Source organism: Thermomonospora echinospora (genome assembly GCF_900108175.1).
GTDB lineage: Bacteria > Actinomycetota > Actinomycetes > Streptosporangiales > Streptosporangiaceae > Thermomonospora > Thermomonospora echinospora.
In genome coordinates this window covers 190386-202073 of sequence record NZ_FNVO01000007.1, presented here as the reverse complement: position 1 = coordinate 202073, position 11688 = coordinate 190386, and the positions used below count along the sequence as shown (strand labels likewise).

The 11688-nt window shown below is 71.4% G+C and carries 8 protein-coding genes; 3 read left to right on the top strand and 5 right to left on the bottom strand.

Translation table 11 applies throughout. The annotated features are described in order from the left end of the window. Positions 1-1001 precede the first annotated feature (1001 nt). Together recX and rny are read left to right on the top strand one after the other, a co-directional pair. Positions 1002-1592, top strand: coding sequence for a recombination regulator RecX (gene recX / locus C4U03_RS42995; RefSeq protein ID WP_407701436.1), 591 nt, complete (start codon positions 1002-1004; stop codon positions 1590-1592). Between the two features lie 573 nt (positions 1593-2165). Further along, complete coding sequence (gene rny, locus C4U03_RS18415; RefSeq protein WP_103939025.1) at positions 2166-3746, top strand: ribonuclease Y; 1581 nt, start codon at positions 2166-2168, stop codon at positions 3744-3746. A gap of 342 nt (positions 3747-4088) precedes the next feature. Here the strand turns inward: rny and C4U03_RS18410 are convergent, their stop codons facing one another. The 5 genes from C4U03_RS18410 to C4U03_RS18390 all read right to left on the bottom strand — a co-directional run bounded on the left by C4U03_RS18410 (position 4089) and on the right by C4U03_RS18390 (position 9867). Beyond that, positions 4089-6110, bottom strand: coding sequence for a dipeptidyl-peptidase 5 (locus C4U03_RS18410; protein WP_103939024.1), 2022 nt, complete (start codon positions 6108-6110; stop codon positions 4089-4091). Between the two features lie 256 nt (positions 6111-6366). Next, positions 6367-7356, bottom strand: a complete 990-nt coding sequence (locus C4U03_RS18405; protein WP_103939023.1) for an amino acid ABC transporter permease — start codon at positions 7354-7356, stop codon at positions 6367-6369. After that, the gene (locus C4U03_RS18400) at positions 7353-8039 is read right to left on the bottom strand and encodes an amino acid ABC transporter permease (RefSeq protein WP_103939022.1); all 687 of its coding nucleotides are present in this window, start codon (positions 8037-8039) and stop codon (positions 7353-7355) included. Before C4U03_RS18400 ends, C4U03_RS18405 begins: the two co-directional genes overlap by 4 nt. 78 nt (positions 8040-8117) lie before the next feature. Continuing rightward, positions 8118-8987, bottom strand: a complete 870-nt coding sequence (locus C4U03_RS18395; protein ID WP_103939021.1) for a glutamate ABC transporter substrate-binding protein — start codon at positions 8985-8987, stop codon at positions 8118-8120. Positions 8988-9024: 37 nt separating this feature from the next. Continuing rightward, positions 9025-9867 carry an amino acid ABC transporter ATP-binding protein gene (locus C4U03_RS18390; RefSeq protein WP_103939020.1) on the bottom strand — a complete coding sequence of 281 codons (843 nt, stop codon included), beginning with the start codon at positions 9865-9867 and terminating at the stop codon, positions 9025-9027. 324 nt (positions 9868-10191) lie between these two features. Between C4U03_RS18390 and miaB the strand changes: the two genes are divergently transcribed. Next, entirely contained in the window at positions 10192-11682 is a 1491-nt protein-coding gene (miaB, locus tag C4U03_RS18385; protein WP_103939019.1) for a tRNA (N6-isopentenyl adenosine(37)-C2)-methylthiotransferase MiaB, read from the top strand. Positions 11683-11688 lie beyond the last annotated feature (6 nt).

Sequence of the window (11688 nt, the reverse complement as noted above, 5' to 3'; positions counted from 1 at the left end):
ATGGCTCTCCGCCATCCCAGCCCTGGGACGCCCGGGCCGCCTGGCTGGTAGGCCCACCCGCAGATGCGGACGAGCGGCCGGCCGATGTGTCGACCCCCCGGCCTGCGCAGCGAACCTGGTCGCCTACCGGGACGGCCGAACGGCCAGCTGAGGCATGGGACCCTCACGCCGCATGGGAAGTCGGCCCGCCCGCACAAGCAGACGACCAACCAGCCGACACGAAGAACACTCCGAACACCCGCCAGACCCAGCCGTCCACAGAAACAGGAAAGCAGCCCACTGGCGTGTGGGACGCCCGGGCCGCCTGGGAAGTCGCCCCGCCCGCAGGCGCAGTCGAGCAGCCGTCCGAGGCGAGGGAAACTCAGCAGACCCGGCCATCCGCAGGGGCAGGGGAGCAGCAGTCCAACGAGTGGGATGCTCAGGCCGCCTGGCTGGGCGGCCCGCCCGCAGAAACAAGCGGGCAGTCGTCCGGTTCGGAGGGGACTCCGGGCACTCGGCGGGCTTGGCCGGCCGCAGGAGCGGGCGAGCATTCCACTAGGGCATGGGACGCCCAAGCCGCGTGGTCGGCTGGTCCCCCCGCAGATGCAGGTCGGCAGCCGGCCGATGTATCGGACGTCCAGGCTGCGCAGCGGACTTGGCCGTCCACCGGGACGGACGAGCGGTCGTCTGCTACCGAAGGCACCTCGGGCGTGTGGCAAGCCCAGCCGTCCGCAGGGGTGGGGGAGCAGACGTCCGAGACGTGGGATGCTCAGGCCGCGTGGCAGGCCGAGGCGCCGGTAGAAGTGGGTCAGCAGCAGTCTTCTGCAGGGAGCGTCCCGGCTGCGCGACAGGATCGGTCTTCGGCGGGAGCGGACGGACAGCCGCCCGGGGCGCGGGTTGCCTCGGGCACACGGCTGGCCTGGTCGCCGCTGGAGGGGAGTGAGTCGGCGGCTGGTGCGCAGGATGCTTCGGGGGCGGAGCGGGCTCAGCCACCGGGAGAAGAGGGCGAGCGGCCGTCCGGGGTGGGGGGTGCTCGGGCTGCGCGACGGGGTCGGTCGTCGGCGGAGGCAGACGAGTGGTCTTCTGGGATGGGGGACGGGGCCTCGGGTGGGGCTGAGGCGGTGGCGCGGGAGATCTGTCTGCGGTTGCTGACGGCCTCGCCGCGGACGCGGGCCCAGCTCGCCGACGCGCTTCGGCGTAAGGGCGTTCCGGACGAGGTGGCCGAACGGGTGCTGGGCCGGTTCACCGATGTGGGGCTCATCGACGACGAGGCGTTCGCCCGCGCCTGGGTGCAGTCCCGGCATGCCGGCCGTGGTCTGGCCAGGCGGGCGCTGGCGAGTGAGCTGCGCCGGCGCGGCGTGGCGGACGAGACGGTCCACGAGGCGGTGGAGTCCCTCGACTCCGAGCAGGAGGAACGCACCGCGCGGGAACTGGTCGGCCGCAAGCTGCCATCGACGCGGCGGCTGGACCCGGCCAAGCGCATGCGCCGCCTGGTCGGGATGCTCGCCCGTAAGGGCTACCCGCCCGGCCTGGCCTACCGCGTCGTCAAAGAGGCCCTGGAGGAGGACGGCGCCGAGACGGAGGCGTTCGAGCCGCCGGAGCTGGACGACTGACCTGTGGCTTCGCCCGGTCGTCCGGGACGCACCGTCCCGCCGGCCGGCCGCCGGAGGTGCTTCCCCGTTCGCCCCGATCCCCGCGCCGGCCGGGGCCGACACGCCCGAGCCGGACGGAGCTTGACGGCGGGGAGACCGCCCGGAGACGGGCGGAGAGAAGGCCGATGAAGTCGTGATTCGGTGTCAGGAGAGCGGTAAGGAAGTCCTCACGGCAACGTACGGTTAGTCCGGAATGCCCTGGGTTTGCTTGCTCATTACCTGTCGGCCGCTTACCGTTACGGCAGTGAGGAGTTACTCCGCGCACTGCGGATTGCCATACGACCCAGCACGTTCGAGCAGCTGAGAGGTATCGAGGGAGACACCGCGGACCTTCGGGTTCCGCTGGACGGACCGCGGGCCTGGCCGCCCGGCCCAGGTGACGGTCCGTGTTCGGCGCTTGACGCGGGCGTCCGGTGATCCACGGGCGCGGGTAGGTCCTCGCATCGCAGGTCCCCGCCCTGCCGGTGGGACCCGCACCGAGACGAGCCCGGCCCGGGGGGTGACCCCCGGCACCCCCCGAGAAGGGTCTGCGCCATGGTGAGCGTCCTGCTGGGTGCCGCGTTGCTGGTGACCCTGGTCGCTCTGGTGCTGTTGCTGCGCCGTTCGGTCGTCCCGCCCGCCCCGCCCGCGCCCACCGAGGACGAGCTGGGCGCGGTCCGTCGCGAGGCCGACGAGATCAGGGCGCAGGCGAAGGCCGACGCCCAGGAGATACTCCACAAGGCCGAGGCCCAGGCGCACAGCGCCGCCGACACCGTCCGGGCGGAGCTGGAGGGCGAGGCCAGGTCGCTGAAGGAAGATCTGCGCACCCTCCGCGAGGACCTGGAGCGCCGCGAGGCACGGCTGGCCGAGCGGGAACGCCGGCTCGACGACGAGGTGCGCCGGCTGGAGGAGCGCGGGCGGCGGCTCGCGGAGACCAAGCGGGCGCTGGAGGCCCGCAAGGCCGAGCTGGACCGGCTGGACGAGGACCGGCGCCGGGTGCTGGAGCAGGCCGCCGGGCTCACCGCCGACCAGGCCAAGCACGAGCTGGTCGCCATGATCGAGAACCAGGCCAAGCGCGAGGCCGCGCTGATCACCCGGGAGATCGAGGGCGCCGCCCGCGCCGAGGGCGACAAACGGGCCCGCAAGATCGTGACGCTGGCGATCCAGCGGGTGGCCAGCGAGCAGACCGCCGAGTCGGTGGTGTCGGTGCTGCACCTGCCCGGCGACGAGATGAAGGGCCGGATCATCGGCCGGGAGGGCCGCAACATCCGGGCCTTCGAGACCACCACCGGGGTCAACCTGATCATCGACGACACGCCCGAGGCGGTGCTGCTGAGCTGCTTCGACCCGGTACGGCGCGAGGTGGGCCGGCTCACCCTGGAGAAGCTGGTGCTGGACGGGCGGATCCACCCGCAACGGATCGAGGAGATCTACGAGCGCAGCAAGGCCGACGTGGAGCGGCTGTGCGTGCGGGCCGGGGAGGACGCCCTCGTCGAGCTGGGCATCACCGACATGCATCCGGAGCTGATCACGCTGCTCGGCCAGTTGCGCTACCGCACCTCCTACGGGCAGAACGTGCTCAAGCACCTGATCGAGTCCGCGCACATCGCCGGGATCATGGCCGCCGAGCTGCGGCTGCCAGTGGAGCTGGCCAAGCGCTGCACGCTGCTGCACGACATCGGCAAGGCGCTCACCCACGAGGTGGAGGGCAGCCACGCGCTGATCGGCGCGGAGATCGCCCGCCGTTACGGCGAGCACGAGGACGTGGTGCACGCCATCGAGGCCCACCACAACGAGGTCGAGGTGCGCACCGTCGAGGCGGTGCTGACCCAGGCCGCCGACGCGATCAGCGGCAGCCGTCCGGGCGCCCGCCGCGAGTCGCTGGAGGCCTACGTCAAGCGGCTGGAGCGGCTGGAGGAGATCGCCCGGGACCGGCACGAGGGCGTGGACAAGGTCTTCGCGATGCAGGCCGGCCGGGAGATTCGGGTGATGGTCAAGCCCGACGCGGTCGACGACATCCAGGCCCAGGTGATCGCCCGCGACATCGCCAAGCAGGTCGAGGACGAGCTGACCTACCCCGGCCAAATCCGCGTCACCGTGGTCCGCGAGTCCCGCGCCACCGAGTTCGCCCGCTGACCGCTTCGCTCGCCTCCGCCGACCGCTTCGCCCGCCAGCCGGTCGCCCCGTCCACCCGCTGGCCGCTCCGCTCGCCAGCCGCTCGTCCGCCGACCACTCCGCCTGCCCGCTCGCTGGCCGCTCCGCTCGCCGACCGCCCCGTCGGCCCGCTGACCGCCCCGCCCACCTGCCCGGCTGCTCCGTCCGTCCCTGCTGGCCGTTCCGTCCCTGTCGGCCGCTCAGCCCGTCCGCTGACCGGAGGGCGATGGGCTTCTTCCGCGGATCGGGACGTGGCCCGGATTCCCGGGGGCGACCGGGCCGGGTGGTGCGTTCACCGGGGGCGCGGTGGCCGCGCCCCCGAGGTCACGGGTGGGCGGGGGGCGACGGTGGGGCGGGATCGGCGGAGGCCGGGGCCGCCGGGGCGCCCACGGTGAGCTCGACCGGGCGGACGTCGCGGGGCTCGAAGCCCAGGGTCTGGCCGTAGAAGGCCAGCTCCGACTCCAGGCAGGTGATCACGGTGTCGGCGCGGCGGAAGCCGTGCGACTCGCCCTCGAAGGCAAGGTAGGCGTACGGCGTCCGCTTGGCGGCCAGGGCGGCGGCGAACTGCTCGGACTGGGCGGGCGGCACCACCGGGTCCTCGGTGCCCTGCAGCAGCAGCACCGGGCAGGCGGTGCGGTCGGCGTGGGTCAACGGGGAACGTTCGGTGTAGGCGCGCTCGAAGCCCGGCAGGGGCCCGATCAGCCCGAACAGGTAGGTGGACTCGAAGTCGTGCGTCTCGGCCACCAGGGTCTGCAGGTCGCTGATGCCGTAGTAGGACGTGGCGGCCCGGAAGACGTCGGTCTGGGTGACCGCGGCCAGCGCCGTCCAGCCGCCCGCGCTGCCCCCACGGATGGCCAGCCGGTCCGGGTCGGCGACGCCCTGGTCGATGAGGGCCCGGGCGGCGGCGATGGCGTCCTCGACGTCCACCACGCCCCACTGGCGGCGCAGCCGCTCCCGGTAGGCGCGGCCGTAGCCGGAGGAGCCGCCGTAGTTGACCTCGACGACGCCGATGCCGCGGCTGGTGAAGTAGGCCCGTTCGAGGCTGAGCACGCTGGAGGCGCGTCCAGTGGGGCCGCCGTGCACGAACACCACGTACGGGGGCAGCTCGCCGGCCGGGCCCTCCGCCTCGGGACTGGCCGGCGGGTAGACGTAGGCGTGCACGGGCCGCCCGAACGGGCCCTCCAGCCGTTCGTCGCGCGGCGCCGGCAGGTAGGCGGCGTCCGGGACGTCGTCCAGTTCGCGGCGCAGCGCCTCGGCACGGCCGGAGGCGGCGTCGATGCGCACGACAGTGTTCGGCTGCGTGGCCGAGCCGCCGATGCCCACGATGACGCCGCCGTGCGCCGACAGGGCGGGCTGCCAGTCGTCGTAGGGCAGGTCCAGATCGGTCAGCTCCAGGGTCTCCGGGTCGTAGACGCCCAGCCGCTGGTCGCCCTCGCCGTGCAGGACCGCCAGCCGCCCGTCCTCCAGCAGGGCGTACGGCATGCCGCCGAGCTGCCACAGCGGGGCGGCGAACTCCTCCTCGGCCGGGTAGAGCGCCTGCGGCGACTCCCCGTACAGCCCCACCTGGTAGATGTTCCACCAGCCGGGCCAGTCGGAGATCACGTACAGGGACTGCTCGTCCCGCCACAGGGGAGCCAGCGCCGACTCCGTCATCCCGCCCTTGACCGTGCGGGGGGCGGTCGCCCTGCCGTCCTGCAGCGCCGCCACGCGGACCTCGGTGCCGTCCCACGGCATGCGTGGGTGGCTCCACTGCACCCAGGCCAGGTATCCGCCGTCCGGGGAGGGCGTGGGGGAGGCGTAGAAGTCACTGCCGCTGGCCAGTTCGCGGATGGCCCCGGCGTCCTCGGCCGCCCGGCCGTCCAGCGGGACCGCCACGATGGCCCGCCGCACCCCGTCGGGGGTATGGCCCTCGCAGACACACCAGATCTCGTCCAGGTCCGGCGACAGGACGAAGTCGGCGTACCGCAGGCCGCCCGGCAGCGCGGGCTCGGGAGTCAGCGGCCGGGGCTTGGCGTCACCCGCCTCCAGCAGGTACAGCCGCTGGTCCTCGAAGTTGGCGAAGACCAGGGCGTGACCGCCCTCCATGCGCACCGGCAGGTACGACCGGCCGCCGTACTCGTGCACCCTGGTGCGGGCGTCCCACGGCGCCTGGAGCAACTCGGTGCGATGACCGCCGGCCAGGTGGACGACCGTGGTGCGTCCCCCCTCCTCTGGCCGGGATTCCTGCCACCACACGTCGCCGCCGTGGATGGTGGGGAAGCTCAGGCGCAGCCGGGCGCGGGCGACGTCGGCGGCCGCTATGGGGGAGGGCCAGGAGCCGTAGGGGAGGGGAACGCGAGCGGTCATAACCGAATCGTCCCGCAAACCGGGCACGATTGTGGCCTGACCGGCGAGTTGAGTTCTTAACGATATTCGGCCGCCGACCTCGCAAGATCGGCTTTCCGTGACGATCGCGTGACGGCCGTCACGAAGCCGTGACCTGCCGCTTCCACGGTCCCCGTTCACCCACCGACCCGCCAGGTCCGCGGAGAGCCTGCGGAGAACGCGCAGGGCGCCACCGGTCTCCCGATGGCGCCCCGGACGATGAACTCCCGACGGTGGCTCAGTCGTTGCCGGTGCCCACCTGGCTCATGCCGGTGGCCGCGGGGGTCCCGGTGCCGACGCCGAGCGTGGCGGCCGAGGTCTTGGGACTGCGGCGGGTACGGCCCTCCAGCCAGGTCGCCAGGCGGCTGAGGGCCATGTTCATCCCGATGTAGATGACCGAGACGACGATCGCCGCCGGGACCAGGTTGTGGTAGTTGGCCGGGACGATCCGGAACCCGGCGCTCAGCAGGTCCGCGTAGGCGATGATGAACCCGAGCGCGGTGTCCTTGAGCAGCACCACCAACTGGCTGACCACCGCCGGCATCATCGCGGTGATCGCCTGCGGCAGCAGCACCAGCCGCATCACCGCGTTCTTGCGCAGGCCGATGGCGTAGGCGGCCTCCGACTGCCCGCGGGGCACCGCCAGCACGCCGGCCCGCACCACCTCGGCCAGCACCGAGCCGTTGTACATGACCAGGCCGAAGACCAGCGCGGCGAAGGCGGGCACGGTCACGTTCCCGGCGTTGATCTCCACGCCGAACACGAACAGGACGTTGTCCACCAGGACCCGCTGCGCGTTGCCGAACGGCCCGTCGGCGATGATCGGGCTGACCGCCGGCGGCACGAAGAACGCCAGGAAGATCAGGATCAGCAGCGGCATGGCCCGGAAGAACTCCACCACCGCGCCCGCCGGGACCCGGATCCACCAGTGGTCCGACAGCCGGGCCAGGCCGAACACGACGCCGAACAGCAGCGCCAGCACCGAGGCCACCGCGGCGGCCCCCAGCGTGTTCTTCAGGCCGGGCAGGATGAGGTTCTCCCAGACCTGCCAGTCGACGAACGGCTCCCACAGCTCGCCCGCCCACTGCCCCCGCTCGTCCAGCCGGGCGTAGACCACGTACGCGAGGGCCAGCAGCACCACGACCGCCACGGCGGTGAGGATGTTGTGGCGCAGCCGGGCGCGCGGGCCCGGCGCGTCGAACAGGACGGTCGCCTCTTGCCGGCTCATCGCGCCACCGCCATTCGCTTGGCCAGCCAGCCGAAGAAGAACCCGGTCGGCAGGGTCAGGATCAGGTAGCCGATCGCGAAACCGATGAAGATCGGGATGGAGGCGCCCAGATCGAAGAACATCAGTTTCATCACCGCGGCCGCCTCACTGCCGTAGGCGACCGCGCCCACCACGGTGGTGTTCTTGATCATGGCGATCAGCACGCTGCCCAGCGGGGCGATGACCGCCCGGAACGCCTGCGGCAGGATGATCATCCGCAGCGACTGGGTGAAGGTCAGCCCGATGGAGCGGGCGGCCTCGGCCTGCCCGATCGGCACGGTGTTGATGCCCGACCGCAGCGCCTCGGAGACGAACGCCGAGGTGTAGACCGACAGCCCGAGCACGCCCCACCAGTACCGGTTGACGCCCTCGACCGAGGACAGCGTCACCTTGAGGGTGTCGTTGACGGCCAGGATGCAGATCGCCAGCACCAGCGTCAGCGGCGTGTTGCGCAGCAGGTTCACCACGAACCCGCCGGTGCGCTTGAGCACCGGGATCGGCGAGACCCGCAGTGCCGTCAGGAAGGTGCCGAACAGCAGCGCCAGCACCGCGGTCACCACGGCGATCCGGATCGTCGCCCAGAACCCGGCGAGGATCTGGTCGAGGTTTTCGAAGACCGGACTGAAGTCCAGGAGTTGGTCCATGAGGATCCACGGGGTCAGGGTCGTGCCGGCGCCCCGGCCGGGGCGCCGGCACGACCTGCGTCAGAGACGATCAGAGGATCAGGCGCAACCCTCGAACTGCGGAACCGTGGTGACCAGCTTCAGCCCGGTGCCGGAGAAGTGCTTCTCCAGCAGCGTCTTGGCGGTCCCGTCGGAGTACATCTTGGTGATGGCCTTGTTGACGGCCTCGCAGGTCTCCAGGTCGCCCTTCTTGACGCCGACGCCGTACTTCTCGTCGGTGAAGGGGTCGTTGATGACCTTGAACTTGCCCTTCTGCTGGCTGGCGAAGCCGGCCAGGATCAGGTCGTCAGTGGTCACCGCGTCCAGCGCGCCGGACTCCAGCTTGGCGGTGCAGTCGGAGTAGCCGGTCGCGTCCACCAGTTCGGCGTCGATGTCCAGCTTGCCGTCCGGCGGCGGCTCGGTGACCCGGCGCCAGGAGTTGGACCCGGCCGCCCGGCAGAGCTTCTTGCCCTTCAGGTCGGTGGCCTTCGTGATGTCGTTGTTGTCGGCCAGCACCATCGTGTCCTGGCGGGCGACGTAGTACGGCCCGGCGAAGGTCACCTTGGGCTTGCGCGAGTCGGTGATGGAGTAGGTGGCCACCACGAGGTCGACCTGGTTGCTGGCCAGGAACGACTCGCGGTTCTCCGAGCGGGCCTCCTTGAAGGTGATGCCGCTCTCCTGGACGCCGAGCTCCTTGGCGATGTACTTGGCCACGTCGACGTCGAAGCCCTCGTAGGTGCCGTCGGGCTTCTTGAGGCCGAGCGCGGGCTGGTCGAACTTGATGCCGACGACGAGCTTGCCGCTCTCCTTGGCCCGCTGGACCAGGGACTTGCTCTCGGCCTCCTGCTTCTCGGTGTCGCTGCCACAGGCGGCGACACTGAGGGCCAGCGCCGCCGCCGCGGCGACGGCGGCGATCTGACGTACTCGCATATGCGTTCCTTTGCTTCCTGGGCCGGCTGACTCGGTCTCAGTGCGTGAGGATCTTGGAAAGGAAGTCCCTGGCGCGGTCGGTGCGCGCGTTGGTGAAGAACTCCTCGGGGGTGTTCTCCTCGACGATCTGGCCATCGGCCATGAAGACCACCTTGTTGGCCGCGCGCCGGGCGAAGCCCATCTCGTGGGTGACCACGATCATGGTCATCCCCTCGCGGGCCAGCCCGGTCATCACGTCCAGCACCTCGTTGACCATCTCCGGGTCCAGCGCCGAGGTGGGCTCGTCGAACAGCATCACCTTGGGCTTCATGGCCAGCGCACGGGCGATCGCGGCGCGCTGCTGCTGCCCGCCGGACAACTGGGCCGGGTACTTGGCGGCCTGGGCGCCGATCCCCACCCGTTCCAGCAGCGCCATGGCCTCCCGCTCGGCCTCGGCCTTGGCGACCTTGCGGACCTTCATCGGGCCCAGCGTCACGTTCTGCAGGATCGTCTTGTGCGCGAAGAGGTTGAACGACTGGAAGACCATGCCCACGTCGGCGCGCAGCCTGGCCAGCTCCTTGCCCTCCTCGGGCAGCCGCCTGCCGTCCACCTCGATGACGCCGCCGTCGATGGGCTCCAGCCGGTTGATCGAGCGGCACAGCGTGGACTTGCCGCCTCCGGAGGGGCCGATCACGACGACGACCTCGCCGCGCTGGACGCTCAGGTCGATGTCCCGCAGGACGTGCAGCTGGCCGAAGTACTTGTTGACCTTCTCCAGCCTGACGAGGGGGCTGCCGTCGTCCGGCGCGGGGGTGCCCGCGGGAGCACCGGACACGTCGTCCTTGGGCGGGTCGTCCTTGCGCAGGTTCGTCCCACCGGCCTCGATGCCGCTGTCCGTCATGGCTTCGGACTCTATGGCATCGATGCCGGTGGGACGCTCGCCGAGCGATACCGATAGGATCACAGATTCGTACTTGAACCCTCCCCCCGGCCAACGCAGGGGGATTCCTGGCTCAGGAAGCCTCGCAGGTCAGCGACCAGCAAGGTCTTACTCCCTCAACACCAGCCGGGACGGAACCTGCCCGGTTCGGTAGAGCAAGGCTCTGGGTGCACTGTCTTGGTTCTCGAGCAGCGCGCGTACGGAGCTTGGGTCTCGCACCGCACGCGGGGCAGCTTACCCGAACGTGTGGGGCAGGGGTCCGCGGCGCGTACGCTGGTGCCTGTCATGAGCGCGCCCACCATCTCCCACACGGCACCGCGGACCTACCAGATCCGCACGTACGGCTGCCAGATGAACGTGCACGACTCCGAGCGGCTGGCCGGGCTGCTGGAGGCGGCCGGCTACACGGCCGCCGGCGAGGCCGACGAGCCCGACGTCGTGGTGTTCAACACCTGTGCCGTCCGCGAGAACGCCGACAACCGCCTGTACGGCAACCTGGGCCATCTGCGGCCGGTCAAGGACGGCCATCCCGGCATGCAGATCGCCGTCGGCGGCTGCCTGGCGCAGAAGGACCGCGACACCATCGTGCGCCGGGCCCCCTGGGTGGACGTGGTGTTCGGCACCCACAACATCGGCTCGCTGCCGGTGCTGCTGGAACGCGCCCGCGTCCAGCGGGAGGCCCAGGTGGAGATCAGGGAGACGCTGGAGACCTTCCCCTCCACGCTGCCCACCCGCCGCGAGTCCCCGTACGCCGCCTGGGTGTCGATCTCGGTCGGTTGCAACAACACCTGCACCTTCTGCATCGTCCCGGCGCTGCGCGGCAAGGAGCGCGACCGCCGGCCCGGCGAGATCCTGGCCGAGGTCGAGGCGCTGGTGGCCGAGGGCGTGCTGGAGGTGACGCTGCTCGGGCAGAACGTCAACGCCTACGGCAGCGAGTTCGGCGACCGGCAGGCGTTCGCCAAGCTGCTGCGGGCCTGCGGGGACGTCGAGGGGCTGGAGCGGGTCCGCTTCACCTCCCCGCACCCGCGCGACTTCACCGACGACGTGATCGCCGCGATGGCCGAGACGCCCAATGTGATGCCGTCGCTGCACATGCCGCTGCAGTCGGGCTCGGACGCGGTGCTGAAGGCGATGCGCCGCTCCTACCGGCAGGAGCGCTACCTGGGCATCATTGAGCGGGTACGCGCCGCGATGCCGGACGCCGCCATCACCACCGACATCATCGTGGGCTTCCCCGGTGAGAGCGACGAGGACTTCGAGCAGACCTTGCACGTGGTGCGCGAGGCCCGCTTCTCGGGGGCGTTCACCTTCCAGTACTCCAAGCGCCCCGGCACGCCGGCCGCCACCATGGACGGCCAGGTGCCCAAGGAGGTCGTGCAGGAGCGCTATGAGCGGCTGGTCGCCCTCCAGGAGGAGATCTCCTGGGCGGAGAACCGCAGGCAGCTCGGCCGCGTCCTGGAGGTGCTGGTCGCCGAGGGCGAGGGGCGCAAGGACGACGCCACGCAGCGGCTGTCCGGCCGCGCCCGCGACAACCGCCTGGTCCACTTCCGCCGGCCCGAGCAGGAGGTGCGGCCCGGCGACATGGTGACGGTCGAGGTCACCTACGCGGCCCCGCACCACTTGGTCGCCGACGGGCCGGTCAAGGCGGTCCGCCGCACTCGCGCGGGGGACGCCTGGCAGGCGCGGCAGGCGCAGCCCAAGGGGGTCCCGCTGGGCATGCCGTCCATCGGGCGCCCCGCGTCGGCGCCGTCCGCCGGCTGCTCGGCGCACTCCTGAACGGGT